Origin of the sequence: Dehalogenimonas sp. 4OHTPN (assembly GCF_040448695.1) — a bacterium.
Taxonomy (GTDB): domain Bacteria; phylum Chloroflexota; class Dehalococcoidia; order Dehalococcoidales; family Dehalococcoidaceae; genus Dehalogenimonas.
Genome location: NZ_CP159307.1, coordinates 1,629,899 through 1,651,719 on the forward strand (window position 1 = coordinate 1,629,899; position 21,821 = coordinate 1,651,719).

The 21,821-nt window shown below is 58.5% G+C and carries 24 protein-coding genes; 13 read left to right on the forward strand and 11 right to left on the reverse strand.

Annotated features, from left to right (window positions below):
* Nucleotides 1-9 precede the first annotated feature (9 nt).
* Nucleotides 10-1,440 carry an anthranilate synthase component I gene (trpE, locus tag ABV300_RS08490; protein ID WP_353714423.1) on the reverse strand — a complete coding sequence of 477 codons (1,431 nt, stop codon included), beginning with the start codon at nucleotides 1,438-1,440 and terminating at the stop codon, nucleotides 10-12.
* Between the two features lie 489 nt (nucleotides 1,441-1,929).
* On the opposite strand from trpE, the gene ABV300_RS08495 reads away from it, so the two are divergent.
* A complete protein-coding gene (locus ABV300_RS08495; protein WP_353715389.1) occupies nucleotides 1,930-2,322 on the forward strand; it encodes a GNAT family N-acetyltransferase in 393 nt (130 codons plus the stop codon).
* Here ABV300_RS08495 and ABV300_RS08500 read toward each other — a convergent pair.
* Together ABV300_RS08500 and ABV300_RS08505 are read right to left on the reverse strand one after the other, a co-directional pair.
* On the reverse strand, nucleotides 2,295-2,981 hold the full coding sequence (locus ABV300_RS08500; RefSeq protein WP_353714424.1) for a DUF998 domain-containing protein: 687 nt from the start codon (nucleotides 2,979-2,981) through the stop codon (nucleotides 2,295-2,297). The genes ABV300_RS08495 and ABV300_RS08500 overlap by 28 nt on opposite strands.
* Before the next feature lie 33 nt (nucleotides 2,982-3,014).
* Complete coding sequence (locus tag ABV300_RS08505) at nucleotides 3,015-3,251, reverse strand: helix-turn-helix domain-containing protein (protein ID WP_353714425.1); 237 nt, start codon at nucleotides 3,249-3,251, stop codon at nucleotides 3,015-3,017.
* A gap of 123 nt (nucleotides 3,252-3,374) precedes the next feature.
* Between ABV300_RS08505 and ABV300_RS08510 the strand changes: the two genes are divergently transcribed.
* Entirely contained in the window at nucleotides 3,375-3,758 is a 384-nt protein-coding gene (locus tag ABV300_RS08510) for a DUF2178 domain-containing protein (protein ID WP_353714426.1), read from the forward strand.
* Nucleotides 3,759-3,762: 4 nt separating this feature from the next.
* Nucleotides 3,763-3,963 (forward strand): helix-turn-helix transcriptional regulator, encoded by a 201-nt coding sequence (locus ABV300_RS08515; protein WP_353714427.1) that lies wholly within the window; start codon nucleotides 3,763-3,765, stop codon nucleotides 3,961-3,963.
* On the opposite strand, the gene ABV300_RS08520 is transcribed toward ABV300_RS08515, so the two are convergent.
* From ABV300_RS08520 to ABV300_RS08535, 4 genes are all read right to left on the reverse strand, one after another.
* Entirely contained in the window at nucleotides 3,960-4,496 is a 537-nt protein-coding gene (locus tag ABV300_RS08520) for a DUF6512 family protein (protein WP_353714428.1), read from the reverse strand. The genes ABV300_RS08515 and ABV300_RS08520 overlap by 4 nt on opposite strands.
* A gap of 12 nt (nucleotides 4,497-4,508) precedes the next feature.
* Nucleotides 4,509-5,249, reverse strand: a complete 741-nt coding sequence (locus ABV300_RS08525; protein ID WP_353714429.1) for an amino acid ABC transporter ATP-binding protein — start codon at nucleotides 5,247-5,249, stop codon at nucleotides 4,509-4,511.
* Nucleotides 5,250-6,092, reverse strand: coding sequence for an amino acid ABC transporter permease (locus ABV300_RS08530; RefSeq protein WP_353714430.1), 843 nt, complete (start codon nucleotides 6,090-6,092; stop codon nucleotides 5,250-5,252).
* A 75-nt stretch (nucleotides 6,093-6,167) separates the two neighbouring features.
* Complete coding sequence (locus ABV300_RS08535) at nucleotides 6,168-6,935, reverse strand: basic amino acid ABC transporter substrate-binding protein (protein ID WP_353714431.1); 768 nt, start codon at nucleotides 6,933-6,935, stop codon at nucleotides 6,168-6,170.
* Nucleotides 6,936-6,957: 22 nt separating this feature from the next.
* On the opposite strand from ABV300_RS08535, the gene ABV300_RS08540 reads away from it, so the two are divergent.
* The 8 genes from ABV300_RS08540 to ABV300_RS08575 are packed head-to-tail and all read left to right on the forward strand — an operon-like array spanning nucleotide 6,958 to nucleotide 13,890.
* Entirely contained in the window at nucleotides 6,958-7,131 is a 174-nt protein-coding gene (locus tag ABV300_RS08540; protein WP_353714432.1) for a hypothetical protein, read from the forward strand.
* 26 nt (nucleotides 7,132-7,157) lie between these two features.
* Nucleotides 7,158-8,573: a radical SAM protein gene (locus ABV300_RS08545; RefSeq protein WP_353714433.1), complete on the forward strand. Its 1,416-nt coding sequence runs from the start codon at nucleotides 7,158-7,160 to the stop codon at nucleotides 8,571-8,573.
* 16 nt (nucleotides 8,574-8,589) lie between these two features.
* Entirely contained in the window at nucleotides 8,590-10,005 is a 1,416-nt protein-coding gene (locus ABV300_RS08550) for a radical SAM protein (protein ID WP_353714434.1), read from the forward strand.
* 16 nt (nucleotides 10,006-10,021) lie between these two features.
* Entirely contained in the window at nucleotides 10,022-10,849 is an 828-nt protein-coding gene (locus ABV300_RS08555) for an adenosylcobinamide amidohydrolase (protein WP_353714435.1), read from the forward strand.
* Nucleotides 10,850-10,876: 27 nt separating this feature from the next.
* On the forward strand, nucleotides 10,877-11,305 hold the full coding sequence (locus tag ABV300_RS08560; RefSeq protein ID WP_353714436.1) for a hypothetical protein: 429 nt from the start codon (nucleotides 10,877-10,879) through the stop codon (nucleotides 11,303-11,305).
* On the forward strand, nucleotides 11,305-12,075 hold the full coding sequence (locus ABV300_RS08565; protein ID WP_353714437.1) for an ADP-ribosylglycohydrolase family protein: 771 nt from the start codon (nucleotides 11,305-11,307) through the stop codon (nucleotides 12,073-12,075). Before ABV300_RS08560 ends, ABV300_RS08565 begins: the two co-directional genes overlap by 1 nt.
* A gap of 47 nt (nucleotides 12,076-12,122) precedes the next feature.
* Nucleotides 12,123-13,598, forward strand: a complete 1,476-nt coding sequence (locus tag ABV300_RS08570) for a DUF2779 domain-containing protein (protein WP_353714438.1) — start codon at nucleotides 12,123-12,125, stop codon at nucleotides 13,596-13,598.
* A complete protein-coding gene (locus ABV300_RS08575; protein WP_353714439.1) occupies nucleotides 13,591-13,890 on the forward strand; it encodes a Smr/MutS family protein in 300 nt (99 codons plus the stop codon). The genes ABV300_RS08570 and ABV300_RS08575 overlap by 8 nt, the downstream gene beginning before the upstream one ends.
* A 49-nt stretch (nucleotides 13,891-13,939) precedes the next feature.
* Here ABV300_RS08575 and ABV300_RS08580 read toward each other — a convergent pair whose 3' ends face one another.
* The 4 genes from ABV300_RS08580 to ABV300_RS08595 form a co-directional block, all read right to left on the reverse strand.
* Complete coding sequence (locus tag ABV300_RS08580) at nucleotides 13,940-15,577, reverse strand: GH3 auxin-responsive promoter family protein (RefSeq protein ID WP_353714440.1); 1,638 nt, start codon at nucleotides 15,575-15,577, stop codon at nucleotides 13,940-13,942.
* 4 nt (nucleotides 15,578-15,581) lie between these two features.
* On the reverse strand, nucleotides 15,582-16,163 hold the full coding sequence (locus tag ABV300_RS08585; protein WP_353714441.1) for a methyltransferase: 582 nt from the start codon (nucleotides 16,161-16,163) through the stop codon (nucleotides 15,582-15,584).
* Between the two features lie 167 nt (nucleotides 16,164-16,330).
* A complete protein-coding gene (locus ABV300_RS08590; protein ID WP_353714442.1) occupies nucleotides 16,331-16,753 on the reverse strand; it encodes a hypothetical protein in 423 nt (140 codons plus the stop codon).
* Nucleotides 16,754-16,765: 12 nt separating this feature from the next.
* Complete coding sequence (locus tag ABV300_RS08595) at nucleotides 16,766-17,047, reverse strand: winged helix-turn-helix domain-containing protein (protein ID WP_058439102.1); 282 nt, start codon at nucleotides 17,045-17,047, stop codon at nucleotides 16,766-16,768.
* Nucleotides 17,048-17,187: 140 nt separating this feature from the next.
* Between ABV300_RS08595 and ABV300_RS08600 the strand changes: the two genes are divergently transcribed.
* Complete coding sequence (locus ABV300_RS08600) at nucleotides 17,188-18,285, forward strand: type IV pilus twitching motility protein PilT (RefSeq protein WP_058439101.1); 1,098 nt, start codon at nucleotides 17,188-17,190, stop codon at nucleotides 18,283-18,285.
* 195 nt (nucleotides 18,286-18,480) lie between these two features.
* Nucleotides 18,481-21,819, forward strand: coding sequence for a diguanylate cyclase (locus ABV300_RS08605; protein ID WP_353714443.1), 3,339 nt, complete (start codon nucleotides 18,481-18,483; stop codon nucleotides 21,817-21,819).
* Nucleotides 21,820-21,821 lie beyond the last annotated feature (2 nt).

A 21,821-nucleotide genomic window follows, 5' to 3' on the forward strand; every position in this document is an offset into this window, starting at 1 on the left:
CAGTCCCCCCTAGACTCCAGCCTCAGCCCGTTCGACGGCTTTAAACAGCGCCTGGGCTTTGCTCAGGGTCTCGAAATACTCCGACTCCGGATTGGAGTCATAGACGATGCCGGCGCCGGCCTGGACGTAAATCCTGCCGCGGGCGGCAACCATAGTACGGATGGCGATGGCCATGTCCATGCTGCCGCTATAGCTGAAGTAACCGACTGCCCCGGCGTAAGGGCCGCGCCGCTCCGGCTCATGCTCGGCGATAAGCTGCATGGCGCGAACCTTCGGCGCGCCGGAGACAGTACCGGCGGGGAAGGTCGCCCGCAACGCGTCGCCGGCGGAAAGCCCGGGCCGCAGCCTGCCCTTGACATGGCTGACCAGGTGCATAACGTGGGAATACCTCTCGACGTTCATCAGATCGGACACTTCCACCGAGCCGGGCATCGAAACGCGGCCGATGTCGTTGCGGCCGAGGTCCACCAGCATAATGTGCTCGGCGCGTTCCTTGGGATCGGCTTTGAGTTCAGCTTCGAGCGCCAGGTCCTCTTCGGGGGTCATCCCCCGCCTCCGGGTGCCGGCCAGCGGCCGGGTGATTACCTCGCCCCCCTCAACGCGGACGAGTATCTCAGGCGAAGCGCCGATGATCTGAAAGTCCTGGAAATCCAGGTAGAACATATAGGGTGACGGGTTGATGCTCCTGAGAGCGCGGTAGATGTCGAAAGGCAAAGCCCCGGTGACCCTGGACAAGCGCTGAGACAACACCACCTGGATGGCTTCGCCGGCGGCGATGGCCTCTTTTATATCGGCGACGCTGGCTTCAAACGACTGTCGGCTGACCGAAGAAATGAAGGCGGACGCAACCTTCGGGACCACCCGGGTTGCCCGAGGCGGCAAAGGTCCTGCCAGGCGGCGGCATAGTTCGTCGATTCGGGCGATGGCCTCAGAATATGCGGCATCGAGGTCGCCATCCAGCGGCATCAGCGAGACCACCCGGATGCGGTGGGAGACGTGGTCGAAAACCAGAAAGGTCTCGGTAAGCATGAAGACGGCTTCCGGCAAGCCGAGGGAATCAGTCCCGGGCGGCGGCAGCTTCTCGAACTTGCCCGCCGCCTCATACGAGAGATAGCCCACAGCGCCGCCGCAGAAGCGAGGCAAGTCCGGCTGGCCAGCCAGTTTCCGGCCCGCCAAAGCGGCCTCGACGGACTTGATCGAGTCCCCCGCCGAGCCGAACGGAGTGACCAGGAGCTGTCTGGGTTCAGTGCCGATGAAGGAGTAGCGGGCCATGCGCTGGCCGCCTTCGACGCTCTCAAGGAGGAAGGAAGGCCCGCCGCGGGAAATTTTAAGAAAGGCGGAAACCGGGGTCTCAAGATCCGCCATGAGGTCGCGGGAGACGGCGGCGAGGTTTCCCTCACCGGTCAAGTTTCGTATTTGTTCCAGGGTCGGCGTGTACATCGTGCCTCCGCAAAATTAAAAAAACCTTCGCCCCTAGGGGCGAAGGTCAAAATACTTCGCGGTGCCACCCTGGTTCGGCTCAAAAGCCCTGCGGCTCAAGAACCATCTTTTGTCGGGTACGGTTACTAAAACGATACCCTGGGCCGGTTAACGGCGCCCTTCCCGGCGGAGCCTACTTGCAAAGCTTTCGGTCCGCAGCTTCCCAGTCCATTCAACGCCCGCGCAACTGCCGGCTCACACCTTACCCGGCTCTCTGAAGTCCGCCTGACGCTTACTCGTCTGGATCAACGCTTTTGAGTTGTTAAATTGCTTTTCAAAATACAGCATAAGGCAAACGGTTGTCAAACCGGGCTGCCGGCGAGGATGACAGCGCCGCGGCGATGGGTTAAGATTCACCTGGAAAATTTTACAAAGGACAGATATGTGACAGTCGAACCCGCCATCCGCCGGGCCGTAAGCAAGGATATCCCTGTAATCGTCCGCTACAATATGGCTCTGGCGGCGGAAACCGAAAAGCGGCATCTCGACCAAGCCACCATAACCGCGGGTGTAACCGCTTTTTTAGAACACCCGGAGTACGGCTTCTATATCATTGCCGAGGCAGGCGGCGAGCCGGTGGCCCAGACGATGATCACATACGAGTGGAGCGACTGGCGCAACGGCGTCATCTGGTGGATCCAGAGCGTTTATGTCAGCGCCGCCTGGCGGCGCCTCGGTCTGTACCGTAAGCTTTATCAGCACGTCAAGGAACTGGCGGCGCGGGATGGCGGGGTAAAGGAGTTGCGGCTGTATGTTGACCAGGATAATACCGCCGCGCGGCAAACCTATCAGGCGCTCGGCATGATGCCGAGCCGTTATCTTTTATACGAAGCCGATATCTGATCCGCTGCCCCGCGGGAAGCCCGGTCCAGCCCTTCGAGCAATCCGGGGAGATGGCCGCCGGCAAAAACCATCCAGGCCAAGCCGACGCCGGAGAGGAAACGTTCGCTCAGGCCGATGAACGTGTCCTCGTGGATCGGCAGAACCTGCCAGGCAACCACAGCCCCGATCACCGCCATAATCCTGGCCAGATTGCCCACCGCGGCGGCGTCAGGAAACCCCCGGACAGATCTGGCCAGAACCAATCCGGTAACCGGAAACAACACCGCCAGCAGGATTACCGCGGCCACGTGGATGCCCCCGGCGACGGTGGTCACGGCCGTTCCGGGGTCGGTATTGAAAATGATGATCACGCCAAAACAGACTGTGCTGGCGGCAAACAGCCCGCCGGAGACCAGCAGCCCCCGGTACCGCCTGCCGGCGTCGGAGGAAATCATCAGACCAGCCAGGAATGCGTTAGCTATGCCTGCCGCGGCCATGCCCCACTCCTCCAGCCAGCCGTTGGGCAGCAGCACCAGATCACTGATGGATTCACGCAGGGGATCATATCCGGGATTAAGGGAAATGGCGATGACATCGCTGGTAATCATGATGACCGCCGCCGCGCCGCAAATAAACGGCAGGGCAGGCGCGATAACCAGATAAAACCGGCGCCGGGTCATGGAGAGGATTATACACCCGGGGCTGGTGTGCCGTTAGACCGCTGAAGCAGCAGCCGAGGATCCGCCGCCGGCGTCTCTGAACTGCAGCCAGGCCAGGCGTTCAACATCCTCCCGGCGGAAGCGCCGGTCGCCTCTCGGGGAGATGCGCCAGCACTCTATCCTGCCTTCATCCCCCCAGCGCCGCAGCGTATCCGGGGACACCTTAAGCAATTCGGATGCATCCCGGGTGCTAAGCAGCCTGTGGCCATCGAGGGTTGGTGTCCTATTCATCACTCACTGTAACGGACGGCGGCCAAAAACGTCAGGACATTAGCGTTCAGTAAAAATAAATATTGACATTGTGTATAGTTTATTTTACACTATGTATAGTTATATTTACTATGGAGGAGAGAATTGAGCGCTGACAGTTTTAAGAAATTGATGAGCATCATCGCCTTAGGGCTGGGGGCGTTGATCGCTTTCGCTATCGTCGCCGAGCTGCCGGTGTGGGTGCCGCTCCTGGCGGTGACGCTGGCGCTGGCCGCCGCCAATATCTTCCGCCGCGGGGTTAAAGAGGTGTTGGCTGATGAACGCAGCCGCCGTGTCGACGAGAAGGCTACGGTCTTAACCTACCGCGTCTTCACCACCGTGACCGCGGTTGGTGTCCTTTTAGCGATGATGCTGCGCAGCAGCCTGCCGGAGTGGACTTTCATCGCCGGTCAAGCCGTGGCCTTTGCCCTTTGCGCTCTGATGCTGCTGCATCTGGCAGTCATCAGGTATTATTCGGGGAAATTGTAGCCCGATGCGCAATACACTTAAAGTTTACCGGGCGATGCATGATCTGACCCAGGAAGCTCTGGCTGAAAAACTGGGGGTAACGCGGCAGACGATCATCTCCATCGAAAGCGGCCGCTACGACCCTTCTCTGGGGCTGGCGTTCAAGATTGCCGGGTTGTTCAAGGTGAAGATCGAAGACGTCTTTTCCAGGGAAGATGCCGATTAGCGGGCGCCGAAGGGGATGCCATAAAAGCCGTTCGGGTCCTGGAAAATGGGCAGTTCCGGCGGGTTAAAGGTGAATAATATCATCGCCGACCCGAGGGCGATGATCATGACCAGCCCCACCCAATTCATGTAACCGGGGAGCTTGCCCGACGTAAGTATCTTGTAGCTGACTAATTGGCCGACAGCGACTGCCGCGGCGAAAATCAAAATATCGACGATGAGGACTTCTTCCCCGGTGATCGAGGTGTAGCCATAGAATATGAGCGCTGTGACAGTTGGGATAAGATAAACGGCAACGGTCTTGGCGATCAGGATATTATTGACCTCGCCCCGTATAAAGCGATATTCGATGGCCGCCCAGAGCACCATTGGCCAGAAACCCTGCTTGAAATGTTCCCAGACACTTTCATTGACGGAGGCAAAGGCGCCGACCAGCGGCGATTCTCCAGACCACTCAAAGACAAAATGCAGCAGCGCGCCGAGGCTGAAGACGAAGAAGATGCCGAGGAGTTCCCATCTAAGGATACGATTCATGTTTTTGGATAACTAGTGGATATGCAGCACCTTGGACAGAAATGCCCGTGACCTCTCCTCTTTGGGGTTGGTGAAGAATTCTTTAGGCGAGGCCATCTCCACAATCCGGCCTTCGTCCATGAAGATCATACGGTCGGCGGCGGCGCGGGCAAAGCCCATCTCGTGGGACACCACCACCATGGTCATGCCTTCTGCGGCCAGGGCGGCCATGACATCGAGGACCTCTTTAATCATTTCCGGGTCAAGGGCTGAAGTCGGCTCATCGAAGAGCATGATTTTGGGGTTCATCGCCAGCGCCCGGGCGATAGCCACCCGCTGCTGCTGGCCGCCGGAAAGCTGTCCCGGGAAGGCGCCTTCCTTCTCCGGTATGCCCACCTTTTTCAAGAGCTGGCGCGCCGTCTCAACGGCTTCTTCCCTGGAGCGCTTGCGCACCTGGCACTGGGCAAGCACCAGGTTATCCAGCACCGAGAGGTGGGAAAAAAGATTGAACTGCTGGAAGACCATGCCCACCTCGCGACGGACGGCGTTGATGTTCTCGGTGGTATCCAGCGGAATGCCGTCGACGATAATCTTACCGGAGTTGTATTCTTCCAGCCTGTTGATGCAGCGGAGGAGAGTCGATTTACCCGAACCGGACGGGCCGATGATGACAACGACTTCGCCCTTCTCGATGTTGAGGCTGACGCCGCGCAGAGCATGCACCCGACCGAAGCGCTTGTGGACGTCTTCTATCTGGATGATCGGCTCAGCCATTTATCGCTCGTACCTTGTCTTTTTCTCGATGAAGGAGACTATTCGCGCGGCGAACAGGGTCATGATGAGGTAAAGCAAGGCCACCATCGTCCAGGTCTCGATGGGATTAAAATTGGCAGCCATGAACTCCCGGCCGCGGCGGGTCAGGTCAGCGACGGCGACTACGGAAACCAGCGACGAATCTTTAAGCAGGGCGATGAATTCGTTGCCCATTGGCGGCAGGATGACGCGGAAGGCCTGCGGCAGCACCACGAAGCGCATCGCCTGGAAATGGCTCATGCCCAGGGAGCGGGCGGCTTCCATCTGTCCCTTTGGAATGCTTTGGATGCCGGCGCGGACAATCTCTGACATGTAGGCGCCGTAACAGACGGTGATGGCAATAATGGCAGTGACAATCGGATTGGCCTGGTAACCGGCAAGAACGGAAATGTTCAGCCACTCGCCGACTTTCTGGATCACCACCGGCGAGGCAAAATACCAGCCTATGAGCTGTACCAGGAGCGGGATGCCGCGGATGACCTCGACATAGAGAGAACTGATACCGAAAAGTATCTTATTCTTCGACAGCCGGCCCAGGCCGCCAAACAGCCCGGCGACAAGCATCAGGACATATGATGTCACTGTAACCAGGATGGTGACGGCAATCCCGTCGCGGGCAAAAACGACGAGATCGCGAAAGGGATCCGGCCGGGCAATCACCAGCAACAGGATTAGGCCAGCCACCCCTGCCACCAGCCACCACCAGGGGTCCTGACGGATGTTGACTTCACCGCCGGTGATGAATTTAAGCTCTTCTTCCGGCGGGATTACCGGTTTCTGGTCTTTCATCATTAAGCTGACCAATCAACTCTGTGTTTACCGCGGTTTGCACGGCGCTAATAAAGAGAGGGTGCTTTTCAGCACCCTCTCGATTCTGCTTTAGCCGACCAGCCATTTCTGAATAAGTTGGTCGATGATGCCATCGGCCTTGGCTTTGGCCAAGCCTTCGTTGATCTTGTTCAGGACGTCGGTCTTGCCTTTTGCCACAGCGATGCCGTATTCCTCGGAAGACAGGATGCCGCCAACCGTCTTGAGCTGCCCGGCGTTCTTTTTGACGTAGCCGTCGGCAACCGGGGTATCGCACACCAGTGCGTCGATCTGGTTGGTCAAAAGGGCGGCAAACGCCAGACCGATCTCGTCATAACCGACCTTGGTCACGCCAGTCATCGCCGAAACTTCATCATCGCCGGTAGTACCGGTCTGAACGCCCACTTTGCCCGAGATGTTGTTAGCCCCGGTGATGGTGGTGTTATTGGCGCGGACGACGATGATCTGGCCGGCGTTGAAGTAAGCGTTGGAGAAGTTCATTTTCTCCAAGCGGTCCGGCTTGATGGTGATGGATGAAATAGCGGCATCGTAGGTGCCCTGGGCCATGCCGGCCAGCAGGGAATCCCATTCAACGTTTTTGTATTCGATTTGCAGGCCGGCGCGTTCGGCGATGGCATTCATCAGGTCGATGTCGAAACCGACAATCTTGCCGCTGGCGGTATCAACGTACTCAAACGGCGCCCATGTGGCATCGGTGGCGACCACGATCTTCAGCGGTCCGGCTGAAGTGGTGGGATTGGTGCTGCTGTCACCGCAGCCAGGCAGCGCCAGGCCGAAGACGGCAACGAGGGCGACCAGGATCCAGAGGAATTTTTTCATGCCTTGTCTCCTATCTTGAGATTTGAATGCCCAAGTTTACAGCATCGGTTGTCGGGATGTCCAAAAATCACCCATTTGCGCCGGCATCGCGCCTTACGGCATAATGCCTCATCGAATGTTTATCTTCATCGCCGCCGCCGCAGCTGTTTATCTCATAATCTGGGTTATCGCCGGAGTATACCGGCATCTGCAGTAACTATCCTAGCCGCCGGAGCATCTTGTTTGAAAATTCTCCTGGTTAATCCCGCCCGGAAACACCTGGCCACCTTCGGCCATCACAGCGTTTTCCCCAACAGCCTGCTTTATATTGCGGCTGTGCTGGAGAAAGCCGGCCACGACGTGCGCATCTATGACAACCAAGTAGACCTGCGCGAGCCGAAAGACTTCACCGCCTGGGCGCCCCAACTGGTCGGCTTCTCCGTTCTTTCCGGGCCTAACATCGCCGAGGCCATCCAGCAGACCAGGGAGTTCAAGGCGCTGCTGCCCGGGGTGAAGACCGTTTGGGGCAACGTCCACCCCAGCGTTCTGCCGCAACAGACCGCCGCCGAGGATTACATTGACTACCTGTGTATCGGCGCCGGGGAATACCTGATGGTCGAGCTGGCAAATCACCTCGAGACCGGGGCGCCGCCAATCGACAGGATCAAAGGACTCGTTTGGAAGAACAACGGCAACATTGTAATAAATGAACCGAGCGAGTTCATCAAGAACCTCGACGAGCTGCCGGACCCGGCCTGGCACCTGATTGACGTGCCCAAATACTGGGAAAAATCCTTGAACACATCCCGCGGTTGCCCGTCAAAATGCACCTTCTGCTACTCGCCGCTGTTCTACAAGGGTTACTCCGGCGACCTTTCCGCCGAGCGCATCGTCTCACAGATAGAGCACCTTTATCGCACCTACGGCGTGAAGTTCATGCGCTTCTTCGAGGATACGTTCACCTGCAATCGCGACCGGCTGCGGAAGTTCTGCGAGCTGATGATCGAACGCAAGGTGCCGGTACAGTGGGACTGCGACTCCCGCATCGGCCTGTCTGACGAGGACATCGGGCTGATGTCGAAAGCCGGCTGTTTAAGCGTCGGCTTAGGGATAGAAAGCGGCTCGCCGCGCGTCATCAAGTTCATTAAGAAGGGTATCACCGTCAAGGCGGTGGAGGAGACTATCCAGCGCCTGGCCCGGCATAAAATCATGCCCCGTTTATATTTCATTGCCGAACTGCCCACCGAGACCGTCGAGGAGTTCCAGGAGACGCAGAACCTGATCAAACGTTTGGACAAGCCTCCCTACCAGTACATGCCCTACATGCCATTCCCGGCTACGGTGCTTTACGATTACATCATCAAAGAAGGCCTGATCCAGAAACCGAAACACCTTGCTGAGTGGGCCGGGGTGCTAACACTGAGATCGATGAACCCCAGCTACCTCAAAGTGCCGCCGGAGATGCTGGATAAAGCCCTGGACGACCTGCGGGACATGTATTTCCTTCGCCCGCTTCGCTTCGCCCTGCGCCACATGCCGCTCTACTTCACCCGCTTGGCGCCGACGCCCGGCAACCTGCTGAAAGGCTTGAAGCGTTTCTGGCTGTATTTCAGCACGCGGCCGCTGCCGGAGGGCAGAATCCGGGGACAGCTGCGATGATTGCGGACCTTCAACGATGCGCGTCCTGTTAGTCAACCCCGCCAAGCGCTTCAAAGGCTTCCTGGGCAAAACCAGGTCGCTGCAGCCGACGGTGCTGCCCAATTCACTCCTCTATATCGGCGCGGTGCTGGAGTGCGGCGGCCACCAGGTCATGATCTGGGACCAGCAGGTAGATGATCGCAAGCCCACCGATTTCTTCGCCGCCTTCAATCCCCAAATAGTCGGCTTCTCCGTCTCTGTCGGCGGCATCATTTACGAAGCCATCGAGCAGTCGAAGGAATTTACGCGCCTCGATCCCTCGATTAAAATCGTCTGGGGCAACGTCCACCCCTCGATGCTGCCGGAACAGACGCTGGCCGAGGATTACGTTGACTTCGTGGTCATCGGCCCCGGCGAATACACCATGCTGGAATTGGCAAACCACCTTGAAAAAGGCACACCAGTAGCCCTCGCCGACATCCGTGGCCTCGCCTTCAAGCAAGATGGCAAGGTAGTCGTCAACCCCGACCGTCCCTTCATCCAGAACCTCGACGAGCTGCCGGACCCTGCGTGGCACCTGGTGCCCATGGAGGACTACTGGGAGAAGTCCCTCAACACCTCGCGCGGCTGCCCATCAAAGTGCATCTTCTGCTACAACCCGCCGTTCCATAAAGGCCAGCTCGGCGAGTTTTCCGCGGAGCGCATCGTGTCTCAGATGGAGACGCTTAAGAACCGCTATAGCGTGACCCTGTTCCGCTTCTTCGAGGATGACTTCTGCCACAACCGGCCGCGGCTGCACCGCTTCTGCAATCTGGTCATCGAGAAAAAGATGAAGATCCGCTGGGACTGCGACGCCCGCGCCGGCCTGACTGAGGAAGACGTCAGCCTGATGAAGAGAAGCGGCTGCGCCTCGGTAGGCTTCGGCGTGGAAAGCGGTTCGCCGCGGCTGTTGAAATTCATTCGCAAGACGGCCAAACTCGAGGACATCAAGCAGACGTTCAAACTCCTGGTCAAGTACAAGATCCTGCCCAAGCTGTACCTCATCTCGGAGCTGCCGACCGAGACCGTCGCGGACTTCGAAGCCACCAGGACCCTCATCAAGGAACTCGGCAACCCGCCGTACCAATACGTTTCCTTCCTGCCGTACCCCGGCACCGAACTCTATAATTACTGCGTCGCCCGCGGCCTGCAGCCCCCGAAAACAACCGAGGAATGGGCGGCTTTCATCTCCCAGCCGGACTGCGGCATCCGATGGTCGGAAGTACCCAAAGAAATGACCGCCGAATTCAAGCAAAAGCTGGTAAAATATTACTTCTGGCGGCGGACCTTCTTCGCGCTGCGGCACGGTATGTTCTCTTTTTACATCCCGGTCAATCCCAGCCCGAAGGAATTTTTCCGCGTCATACGCTTCTGGTGGCGCTACTACGTCACCCGCCCGATAACGGGACACTAATAAACTGAGAATCAAGATGGACAAAACAAAAACCGAAAACTGCGCCGCCGACACAGGCCTGCCGGCGTCTAAAATTACATACCGTGAGCCGCTGGGCGACTTCCACGGCGTTAAGGCTGAGATCGTCGGCCACTGCGTCTGGGACTACCCGGCCAACACCCTGGCCCTCCGCCTGCCGCAGCCCAAGTGGGTGCTGTGCGCCTACCAGGGCTACCGCAAGGTGACCTCCGTCCTCAACTGCTTCCACCCGCCGGAGTCCTGGCACGCCGTGGACAACACCGACCGAACCTACTGGGAATACACCCGCTGGATCCACCGGGAGATGCTCAACCAGGTAGCCCCCGGTGAAAAGACGGCTCTACTCTTCACCGGCGTGGATATGCACAAACACGTCATGGCGGAAGAAACCTACGAGGAGTTGTGGGTTCAGGCCTGGGTTACCGCCGGGGTCAAGACCAATGCCCTGCGGATTGGCCGGGACGCCGCCTACGGCATCGAACGCAAGGGGTTGTGGCAGCCGTTCGACCACAAGTCCCCGCCCCAGCCCGGCACCATCAACATCATCGTCCTGACGTCATCCGACCTCGGTCAGGCGGCCATGGCTTCCAGCTTCATCACCATCACCGAGGCCAAGACCGCCGCCCTGCAAGACCTGGACATCCGCAGTTCGTACAATTCCAAGCTCCAGGCCACTGGCACCAGCACCGACCAGGTCTGCATCGTGCCGGGCAACGGCGACCGCTGCTTCTATGTCTCGGGTCAGGTCAAGCTCGGCGAGATGATCGCCCGGGCCGTCACCCGCGGCGTCACGGAGGCCATCAACAAGGTGCGGGGGGAGGGGTAAAACCCCTCGTAATGATAAGCTGATTGTATGAAAATCCCAGAAACCGAAGATGGAATAATTCCGGCATTACTGCAAATTGCCCCCAAATTCAGTGAACAATGGAAGGAACACCTAGATTGGTGGGGCGATGAGACCGACCGTGGGATATACAATGATATCGCTGCCTTTGCTCATTTCGTTGTTGATACCGCCGAGAATGACAAATCATGGATGCCAGAACTTTTCCAGCTAATAGAGATGATGATCACAAACGGTAATGAGCATGTCAAAGAACTAGCGATTATCGGTATCCTCGAAGATATCCAGACTATCTCAAGCTGGAGGCCGCACAAGGGGGAAATATTCCTTCAGTGGTTGGGTCCTGAATCCAAGGTGAATTGGGACAAACTTAATAAATTATGGTCCAAATACGGAAACCTGATGGATATAGTTCGAGCGGAGAATGAAAATAAATAATGCTCGGCGCCGTCACAGGGGATATCATCGGTTCGGTGTATGAGTTCAACAACACTCATCGCTATGACTTTGAGCTTTTCACTCCCCACTCCACCTTCACCGATGATACCGTCCTGACCGTGGCTGTCGCGGACTGCATCCTGCACGGCAAAGATTATGCCCGCACCATCTGGGAATACGGCAACCGATACCCCGATGCGGGCTACGGCACCCGATTCCAGAACTGGCTCGGCTCCAAAGACCTGACGCCCTACAACTCCTTCGGCAACGGGTCGGCCATGCGCGTTTCACCCGTTGGCTTTGCCTTTGACACCCTGGAGGCGACCCTGGCCGAGGCCCGCCGCAGCGCGGAGGTCACCCATAACCATCCGGAAGGCATCAAGGGCGCCCAGGCCGTCGCCGCCGCCATTTTCCTCGCCCGCCGCGGCGAGTCCAAGCCGCGGATCAAGGACTACATCACCTCGACGTTCGGCTATAACCTAAAACGGACGCTCGACGAGATACGGCCCAACTACACGTTCGACGAGACGTGCCAGGGCTCGGTGCCGGAGGCGATAATCGCCTTCCTGGAATCAACGGACTTCGAGGACGCCATCCGCAAGGCCGTGGCCCTCGGCGGCGATTCGGATACTATCGCCTGCATCACCGGCAGCATCGGCCAGGCTTTCTACGTCGGCGTGCCGTCCCACATCGTCACCGAGGTGCGCAAGCGCCTCGACCCGCCGCTCCTGGCTATCATCGACGAGTTTACCGAAAAATATCGCCTTTAACCCTCTTGCCTGAGCCTGCCGAAGGGTGAATAGGCTATAATGGACTCATGAAAAACCGCGGCGGGAAACTCCTTACCAAGTCCAAGTTTATGGCCGGCCTCCAGTGCCCGCGCTACCTCTGGATTTATGTCAACGAGCCCTCCCGGATCCCGCAGCCCGACCTGGTCACCCAGCACACCTTCGACCAGGGGCATGAGGTCGGCGAGATCGCCAAGAAGCTGTTCCCCGGCGGTCTGGACATGTCCGGCTTCGGCTTCAGGGAAATGCTGTCCGAGACCTCGGCGCGTCTGGCTGACCGGAAACCTATCTTCGAAGCCGCCTTCCAGTGCGGCCAGCTTTACGCCCGGATAGACATCTTGAACCCCTCCGGCGGCGGCTGGGATATCGTCGAGGTTAAAAGCTCCACCGACGTCAAAGACGAAAACATCGCCGACGTGGCCTTTCAGCGTTACGTCGTCGAGCGCTGCGGCCTGACCGTCGGCCGCTGCCGCCTTATCCATATCAACCGCGACTACGTCCGGCAGGGCGAGATCGACCCATCCGGCCTGCTGCTGTCCGAGGACATCACCGAGCGAGTTTTCGAGGTCTCGGGCGGCATGGCCGACATGGTGGAAAACATGCTGGAGACCATCGCCGGCGACTGCCCGGATTCGGTCATCGGCCGGCTATGCGATTCTCCCTACGGCTGCCCGCTGAAAGATGAGTGCTGGGCAAATATGCCGCAGCACCCGGTGACCGGTCTCTACCGCATCGGGGCCAGGTCAGATGACCTGCTCAAACTCGGCGTGACTGCCATCGCCGACATCCCGGCCGATTTTATGTTGAACGAGAAGCAGTCCATCCAGAAGACCTGCGTGGAATGCGGCCAACCCCACGTGCAATCAAGCGAGATTAACAAATTCCTGTCAGGTCTGGAATACCCTCACTTTTACCTGGACTTCGAAACCTTTTCTACGGCTATTCCGATGTTCGACGGCACCAGGCCGTACCAGCATATCCCTTTCCAGTACTCGCTGCATACCGTCGCCGCTCCGGGTGAGGAGGCGGAACACCGCTACTTTCTCTACCAGGGCAGCGGTGACCCGCGCCCGGAGTTCGTCGGCGCGCTAAAACGGGACCTTGGCGAGGACGGCACCATCATCGTCTACAACCAGGGCTTCGAGGAAGGCGTCCTCAAAAAGCTGGCAGAGGCTTACCCGGACTATGCCGACTGGATCAAGGATGCCCTTTCCCGCATGGCTGACCTGCTCATCCCCTTCCGCAACTTCCATTACTATCACCCGGCCCAGGGCGGCAGCGCCTCCTTGAAGCAGGTGCTGCCGGCGCTTACCGGCATCAGCTATGATAACCTGGAAATCTGCGACGGCCAGGTGGCCTCACTGAAATATTTCTTCGCCGCTTACGGCGGCCTGCCGGAGGCTGAACGCCGGAAGGTGTTCTCCGGTCTGCTGGAGTACTGCGGCCAGGATACCTGGGGCATGGTGCGCATCGTCGGGCGGCTGCGGGAGATATCCGGTGGCTAAAAAAGTCCGCCGGGCTTCAACCGGTAGCGCCTGGGCGCCCCAGGCTGTGCCGTCGCTCGACCTTCACGCTCTGACCGTCGTTGAAGCTCTGCCTGAAGTGGATGTGTTCCTCCATGACTGCTTCCGCGCCGGCTATCACCGGGTGCGGGTGGTCCACGGCAAAGGCACCGGGGTGCTCAAGGCCGAAGTTACCCGCTACCTCTCCACCCATCCCCTCGTCATCGGGTATCGGGCTTTAGACGTCTATCACGGGGGCACCGGCGCCACCGAAGTTGATTTAAGCGATAAATAAAAGAGCAGGGGCGCTAACCGCGCCCCTGCTGAAAACCGGACTTCGGCAATTACGCTGCCGCGGCCACCGGCGCGGCCTCGGCGACTCTGACCGTCCTGGCGGTTGATGTCAGGAACTCGATGATGGCGTCATTCGCATTGAGGTGCGGCGGCTTGAGGTGCGCCAGTTCGGCCCCGGCGGCCTGCTGCTTCATCTTGTAGAGCTTGAACGCCCCGTGCGGCAGCACTGTGGCCTCGATCGGCCGCAGGCCGGTGAATTCCTCCAGCTCGGCATAGGGCGTGTCCAGCTGCTTTAACTCGGCATGAACGGCATCGGCGATCTGGGCGGCACTGCGGCTTTCGTTTTTCTTGAGTTCTATGTAGATCCGCAGCTCGGGTTTGCCGGCGACCACCTCTTTGCGGGCCGTCCACTCTTCGTATTCGACCCCGGAATTCTCCAGCGCCTTCCAGATGACCTTTTCGGATAATCGGGTGAAACCGGCGATATCGATCTGATCGTCGACGCGAGTAAGAAAGCGCATCTGCGGAATATCGATGTCCAGCTTATCGTTGCGCATGGATGTGATCTGCACCAGGTGCCCCAGGCGGTAGCGGACAAAGGCGCCGCCGTGCAGGTTGGTGATGACCAGTTCGTAATTGCCCGGTTTGAGTTCGTCCATGAGGAACGTCTGCGGCTGATAGGCCGGATCCTGCCAGCACTTGACCGCCTCGGCCTCCGGGATGAACTCAAAGAAATTGAGGTGCGGGATGAAGGTCATGCCCTGGTGATCCCAGGTCTGCATGGCGATCACCGGAGCTTCGGTGCAGCCGTGGAAGTCCAGCGGGTACTGGCCCCACATTTCCTTGATCTTGTCGCGGAAGACTTCGCCGTCAATGCCGTAGGTGATGAGGCCCTTGAGCTTCCACAGGTCGCGCGGCAGCATCTTGCGGCCGGCCAGCCGGGCTGCCAGCTTACCCTTGACCAGCCTGGCCAGCGTCTTCGGCTTCTTGACCAGTTTCTTGATGTCTACAGACCCGCCGTTATGCTTAAACCGTTCGCCGATGGCGTAGGCCACGCTGGACATGGACAGGACATAGTCCATGCCGCGGTCCAGGCCCATTTTGAAACCGGTGTTGATGCGGTCCTCAAATGAGGCCTGCTCTGCTTCCGAAACCGGGGGAAGGAAATCGAACATTTCATGAGGAAAGACCCGGGTCATCGTGCCGGTGGCGTAGGGGGGCGGGGCCATGCCGTACAGCACCCGGTCGCCGGGGCGGATTTTGACGTCGCGCCGTTTGGTGGCCGATGAAAAAAACGACAGGGCAAAGACCAGGGCTTCGGTTTCGTCAAGCATCCGGGCCGTCACCGGCGCCCAGCGGTAGGAGTACTCGGCGCTTTTGCCGGAAGTGTACTGCCACAGGATAGGCTTCCGCGGCAGCACTTCCCAGCGGCGCTTTAACAAGTAAGGCGCGTAGTCTTCATAGGAAGTCAACGGCACCGTCTTGCGGAACTCCTCTACCGTGGTCGGGTTGGCGCCTTTTAGAATGCCGCGTCCCAGCTGGCAGTTCTTCAGCAGTTCCAACTGTTCTAAAAGCAGCCGCTTTTGAACGTTCATGAACTCCGGCAGCGACAGGTCGATGAAGCCGCAGCAGCGGTCCCACATTTCTTCGTATTTACCCTGGCGGAATAGCTCTGATAACTGGCTCACCTGGTTATACCTCCGAATATTTTTTCTGTTTCAAGCCTTCGATGAAGGCGGACAGGCTGTTGCGGTTCGGCAGGAGCATCGGGGTGGACTTCTGGTAAGCGGCGTAGCCCGGGAACATCTTCGGGAAGATCTTCCGGTCTTGGAACCATACCAGAGCGGCTGAAAATAGCGTCCAGACAGCGCCGGCCTGGGCGGCCGATACCGAGCGTGATCCCAGTGCCAGGCCGGCCATAGTCAGGGCAAAGAAAAGAAGCCAGGGGTGGCGGACCAGGCGGTAGACGCCGCCGGTGACCAGCTGCCCGCTCGTCCCCGGGGCGATGTAAGTCTTACCAGCCGGCAGAGCGACGTACAGGGCATTTACCATGCCCGCCGATGCCGCCGCCGCCAGGCTCCAGCCGGCAACGGACAGCCACAGCGGCAGGTTGAATTTGACCTCATCAAGGGCTGCCGCGGTCGCCGCCACAATTATCATCGTGGTGCCGGAGACCGACAGGAACGGCTTAAGCAGAGGCAGCCGCCTCATGGAAGCAAAGTCCATAAGGTGCATCAGGAGGAACCCGGCGGCGCCCAAAAGGATGTAATTCATAGTACTTTCGCCGGATACTATGACACCCTCGCCGGGAGGTTGGAAGGTATAAAGTACTAGAACAATGTTCTAGTCAAAGCTGGCTCACGAATAAAAAAATTCTCCCCCGGGTTGGGGGAGAGTACTTTGGGTTATGTCCGCGGCCGGCGGTCCGGCTGTGCCGGGGGCTACTTCCATTTGATCTTGACTTCGCGCCCTTCTTCAGGAATGTCCTTATCGGCTTCCTTATCCAGACCGGCCATCTTGCTGGTTATCTCTTTCAAGTCGATCGGCCCGTCTTTGCCCAGTTCCAAGCCGTAGCCGATGAAGAAGTCAACAAAACTCTTGAGCAGCTTCTTGGTGTCTTCCTGGAAACCGGCCATCTCGTCTTTGAGGGCGTACTTGTAGCTCTCTTTGTTGAGCATCTTGGCGAATTCGGCCTTCAGGGCGTCAAGGTCGGCGCGGGAAACGCCTCCGGCGGCAGCCGCCTGGCCTTTCAACTGGTTTTCAATCAGGAAGTCGATGAACTCGGCCTGGGGCAGATCGCCACGGTTGTCGTCGATTTTCTTTACCAGTTCAGCTGGCAAGATGAGCATGCGCTTTTCGGTCATACGGGCTCCTGTTTAGGGCGTGTCTTCGCCGTCGTCTTTGAGATTGAGGGTGTCGAGGATCTCGTCAATGTGCCGCAGCAGAGTCAGCCCCTTCTTAGTCACCCGGTAAGCGACTGAAGGATTGCCCAGCTTTACTTTGTCGATGAGTTCCCGCTCAACCATGAAGTTCAGGTATTTCTGAAGCTGAAAATAGCTCATGTTGACGGAATACATGATCTCCGTCTTGCCTGCTTCACCCAGCCGCAGCATGTCGGCGATGATCTCTATGCTGGACCGTCGGCGGTCTAATCTCATCTCTGTCAGATTCTCAGTTTGTCAGTACTTTAGGCTTAACTTCAGGTTATCTTTTATGAAGATAGTACTATTATACTACCCAAGTCAAGAGTTCTGGTGTACAATGTCCGCAATGTATCAGTTCGGCATAGGAGACCGGCATGAGGGCTGACGAACTTCTAAGGGCAATGGTCAAGGCTGGAGCCTCGGACATGCACCTCAAGGTGCCCAATCCGCCCGTATTCCGTATCGACGGCGTATTAAAAAGGCAGTCCCAGTACGCCTGCGTCACCCCCGGTGATATGGAGCGGCTGTTCCGGGAAATGACCAATCCGCAGCAGCAGGAGACTTTCCTTAGTACCAAGGAACTAGACTTCGCCATCTCGGTGCCCGACGTCTCCCGTTTCAGGGTTAACATCCTGTACCAGCGCGGCAGCATCTCCATCTGCGTGCGCATGGTCCCCTTCCAAATAATGACCATAGATATGCTCAACCAGCCGGCTACTTTCAAGAGCCTTATCATGAAGCCGCGCGGCATGATCCTGGTCACCGGCCCCACCGGCTCCGGCAAATCAACCACCATGGCCGCCATGCTGCAGCACCTGAATGAGAACCGCCACTCCAGCGTCATCACCATTGAGGATCCCATCGAATATGTCTTCCAGGACAATAAGTGCATCATCGCCCAGCGAGAACTGGGCGGCGATACCGCGTCATACCCTATCGCCCTGCGGCATGCCCTGCGCCACGACCCGGACGTCATCGTCGTGGGCGAAATCCGCGACGTCGAAAGCCTGACCACCGCCATCGCCGCCGCCGAGACCGGCCACCTGGTGCTGGGAACTTTGCACACTATCAACGCCGTCCAGACGGTCGACCGTGTCATTGACATGTACCCGCCGGGTCAGCAGCACCAGATCCGGCTGCAATTGTCGCAGGTGCTGGAGGCCGTCATTTCCCAGACTCTGGTTATCCGGGCCAACGGCCGGGGCCGGGTAGGCGTCTATGAAATACTGCTGGCCACGACCGCCGTGCGCAACCTGGTCCGCGAAGGTAAAACTTTCGAACTCCAATCCATTATGCAGCTCAACCGCCAGATGGGCATGCAGACACTGGACCAACACCTGGCCGAACTGGCGGCCAACGGGGTAATCTCCAAGGACGAAGCCCTGATGAAATCGGACAACCCGGACCGGCTGGAGCGCCTCATCGAAGAGGCCAAGCGCAATGTCCGCGGTCCTGACCCGTTCAAGCGCTGAACCGCCTGCCAGTTTTGGAATGGACACCCTCGGCTCAGGTCATGGTCCCCGGACGGGTAGAAACGTTCCGAACCGGCCTGAGTATAGTAAATAAGTACCATTTTACCCGGTCTTACGATGGTTTACGTTGACATCCAAACTGGCGACAGCCATAATGTGGCAACAAACGGTATTTTCTTCCGGAGCCGGTAACGATTGAATATCTGGGCCGCTATACCGCTGGCCGCATGCCTCGCCTACCTGCTTCTGCTGCTTTTAGTCCTGCCCAACGCTCAGCAACGGGTCAGCCGCTACCTGGCTTATTTTTTGGCGGCGGCTTCGGTGTGGGGCTTCTGCTCCTTCATGATTCACCTGGATGCCCCGGCATCGGAGACATTGCTGTGGAACAACCTGCTGGCGGTCAGCCTTGTCTGGGCGCTGGTCGCCTATTTTCATTTCGTCCGCGTCTATGTCTATGACAAAGCAGGCCCCGGCCTGGTGGCGGCTTACAGCGTGCTGGCTGTTGTCGCCGGGCTGGCCGCCGCCGGGCAACTGGTTGAATCCGCCCGTGTCGAGGATGGCATCGTTTACTCGGAAATCGGGGCGCCGGTTTACCTCATCGCCGCCGCCAGCGCGGTCATGGCCGGACTCATCGCCGCCGGCTTGCTGCGAAAGTACCGCTCCCTAGCGCCGGGACTCGAAAGGCAGAGTGTCTTGTTCCTGCTCGGCGGACTCCTCATTACCGTTACCGCCGGTTTCTCTAATCTCAGCGGCGATCCCAATATTTCCGGACTGCCGATCGACCAGCTCGCCAGCTTCATCAACGCCGCCTTTATCGGGTTAATTGTCTCCCGCTTCCGCTTCGTCAACCTCAAATTCCGCGATCCGCACCGGGGATTGACCTACGTGCTTATAGTCCCCGCCGTGGTCATTTCGCTGGCCGGTATTATTTCGGTGACCTTCGGCATTAACGGCGCCGTGCCGGAAATCGGACGCTTCAACGGCTGGGCAGTCATCCCGCTGGTGGCCAGCGTGGTATATATCATCCTTTTATTTATGGTCGTCCAGGATTCGGAGCGCCGCGCCAACCGCTTCTTCGCCTATTTTCTCGGCGTCGGCGCTCTCTGGAGTTTCAGTTCCTTCATGCTGGTATTCAATTCAGCGGCCAGCCCTGGATACCTTCAGTTCTGGAACGAGATGGTAGTCGTCGCTATCGCCTGGGTCAGCATCGCCTATTTTCATTTCGTACGGGCTTACAACAACAAGAGCGGCGGCATCTGGATCTGGATCGGCTATATCTTTACACTTGTCCTCCTCGGACTGGCGCTGGCAGGCGAAGTGGTCAGCAACGTCCGGCTGGTGGACGGCTATCTGTTTCACGACATCCGGCCGTGGGACCTAATCGTCGGCGGCTTCATAGCCCCGTTCATCGCCGCCGGCATGGTCATGCTGATCCGCCGTTACCGCGCCTCGACTGACCCGGTGGACCGCAACCGAACCATTTATCTCATCATCGGCTCCGGCGCGCTGATCCTGTTCAGCTACGTCACCCCGTTCACGCCGGCTCTGGCTGGACTGACCACCGACCACCTGGGCAATATCGCCAACGCCGGTCTCATCGCCTATGCCATGTCCCGATACCATTTGTTCGACATCAAGCTGGTCGCCCGCCGCGGCCTGACTTTAATCGCCCTGGTGGCTGCCATCGGCGCCGGTTACGGCGGGCTGGTCTTCATCGTCTCCCGACTGTTCCCCGGCGCCCCCAACTCCACCATTGTTCTCATCGCCGGGATTGCTGTCACCATGCTGGCGCTGTCCGGCCGATCGCTGGCCCATTTTATCTCGGTTTCAATCGATCGGCTGTTTTACAGGGACACTTACCGCCACCGTCTTGAGCTGTTGAATTTTTCTACCAAAATGAGCCACATTCTCAACCTGGACGAGCTGTCCCAGGCTCTCCTGCCACCCCTGACCAAAGCCCTGGGCATCACCCATGCCGCCCTGCTTTTCCAGGACAACAGCGCCGCCGATTTCACCGTCCAGTACACCTTCCCGGACAATCATGAACTGCGCGGGACGCTACGCCTACCGGTCGATAATCCCATCATCGAATGGATGGACCGCGAAGGCCGCCCCCTGGCGCCGTCGCAGGTCGAGTCCATCCCGGAGTTCAAAGGCCTGTGGCAGACTGAGCGCGAACAGCTTACCGGCGCCAACCTGGCCCTGCTCCATCCTATCAAGAGCCGCGGCAAGCTCATCGGCCTGATCGCCGTCGGTCAGAAGAAACGCGGCGGCATCTACAACACCGAGGACCTGGAACTCATCTCCAGGATCGCCTCTCAGGCCGGGGTAATCATCGAGAATGCCCAGCTTTATGTTCAGGCGACTACCCGCGCCAACACCGACGAGCTCACCGGCCTGTACAACCACCGCCACTTCCACGAGCGGATAGAACAGGAGATCGCCCGAGGTAGCCGCTTCGGCATCTCTTTCTCGCTCATCATCCTCGACCTCGACCTGTTCAAAGTATACAACGACATCTACGGCCATTTGGCCGGCGATCAACTGCTCAGAAAGGTCGGCAAGATCATTCAGAGTTCCGTCAGGTCTATTGATCTGTCTTTCCGCTACGGCGGCGAGGAATTCGCCATCATCCTGCCTGAAACCCGGATCGAAGACGCCTACCGGGTGGCGGAACGGTTAAGAAAAACGGTTGAGGCTAAATCCAGCTTCCGGGAGATGCCGGTGACCGCTTCTCTGGGCGTGGCTACCTGGCCGTCGGACGGGGTGATGAAGGAAGAGGTCATTCACCGCGCGGATATAGCCCTCTACCGCGCCAAGCAGACCGGGCGCAACCGCACCTGTCTGGCTTCTGAGGTCCAGCAGCCTGTGGCTCAACCGGCCGCGGCCGCAGTTGAAGGGGATTCCCAACCCAAAGCCCTGTCGATCATTTATGCTCTGGCTGCCACCGTTGACGCTAAAGACCACTATACCTACGGCCACTCGCGCAAAGTTTCAGAATACGCCGTCGCCCTGGCTGAAGCATTGCGGCTGGGGCAGGAAACAATTCATACCATCCGCGCCGCCGGCCTGCTGCATGACATCGGCAAAATCGGCGTGCCGGACTCGATCCTGACCAAACCGGGGGCGCTGGAGCAGAAAGAATGGGAACCTATCCGCACTCACCCGGAACTCGGCGTTGAAATACTGCGCCACGTCACCGATCTGTCCCAATGCCTGCCGGCTATCATGCATCACCATGAAAACTGGGATGGCACCGGCTATCCTCAGGGACTCAAAGGTCCCGCCATACCCTTGGAGGCGCGCATACTGTCCGTGGCGGATGCCTACGACGCCATCACCTCCCCCCGACCTTACCGCAACCAGCTGGCGTTAAAGGACGCCCTGACAGAACTCCGCCGCTGCGCCGGCACTCAATTCGACCCGAGCCTCATCCCGGTCTTTTGCGAGTTGATGCAGCCGGGAGCCGGCGCCGTTCCCGGGGTCGAACGCCGTGCCGATTATCGGCCGTCTACCGAAGCCGGGCCTCAATAACA

Bases quoted from the DNA above. Each gene is read 5' to 3' on its own strand.
- trpE (WP_353714423.1), bottom strand. From the start codon at position 1,440: ATGTACACGCCGACCCTGGAACAAATACGAAACTTGACCGGTGAGGGA.
- ABV300_RS08495 (WP_353715389.1), top strand. From the start codon at position 1,930: ATGGCTCTGGCGGCGGAAACCGAAAAGCGGCATCTCGACCAAGCCACC.
- ABV300_RS08500 (WP_353714424.1), bottom strand. From the start codon at position 2,981: ATGACCCGGCGCCGGTTTTATCTGGTTATCGCGCCTGCCCTGCCGTTT.
- ABV300_RS08505 (WP_353714425.1), bottom strand. From the start codon at position 3,251: ATGAATAGGACACCAACCCTCGATGGCCACAGGCTGCTTAGCACCCGG.
- ABV300_RS08515 (WP_353714427.1), top strand. From the start codon at position 3,763: ATGCGCAATACACTTAAAGTTTACCGGGCGATGCATGATCTGACCCAG.
- ABV300_RS08520 (WP_353714428.1), bottom strand. From the start codon at position 4,496: ATGAATCGTATCCTTAGATGGGAACTCCTCGGCATCTTCTTCGTCTTC.
- ABV300_RS08525 (WP_353714429.1), bottom strand. From the start codon at position 5,249: ATGGCTGAGCCGATCATCCAGATAGAAGACGTCCACAAGCGCTTCGGT.
- ABV300_RS08535 (WP_353714431.1), bottom strand. From the start codon at position 6,935: ATGAAAAAATTCCTCTGGATCCTGGTCGCCCTCGTTGCCGTCTTCGGC.
- ABV300_RS08550 (WP_353714434.1), top strand. From the start codon at position 8,590: ATGCGCGTCCTGTTAGTCAACCCCGCCAAGCGCTTCAAAGGCTTCCTG.
- ABV300_RS08555 (WP_353714435.1), top strand. From the start codon at position 10,022: ATGGACAAAACAAAAACCGAAAACTGCGCCGCCGACACAGGCCTGCCG.
- ABV300_RS08560 (WP_353714436.1), top strand. From the start codon at position 10,877: ATGAAAATCCCAGAAACCGAAGATGGAATAATTCCGGCATTACTGCAA.
- ABV300_RS08565 (WP_353714437.1), top strand. From the start codon at position 11,305: ATGCTCGGCGCCGTCACAGGGGATATCATCGGTTCGGTGTATGAGTTC.
- ABV300_RS08570 (WP_353714438.1), top strand. From the start codon at position 12,123: ATGAAAAACCGCGGCGGGAAACTCCTTACCAAGTCCAAGTTTATGGCC.
- ABV300_RS08585 (WP_353714441.1), bottom strand. From the start codon at position 16,163: ATGAATTACATCCTTTTGGGCGCCGCCGGGTTCCTCCTGATGCACCTT.
- ABV300_RS08590 (WP_353714442.1), bottom strand. From the start codon at position 16,753: ATGACCGAAAAGCGCATGCTCATCTTGCCAGCTGAACTGGTAAAGAAA.
- ABV300_RS08595 (WP_058439102.1), bottom strand. From the start codon at position 17,047: ATGAGATTAGACCGCCGACGGTCCAGCATAGAGATCATCGCCGACATG.
- ABV300_RS08600 (WP_058439101.1), top strand. From the start codon at position 17,188: ATGAGGGCTGACGAACTTCTAAGGGCAATGGTCAAGGCTGGAGCCTCG.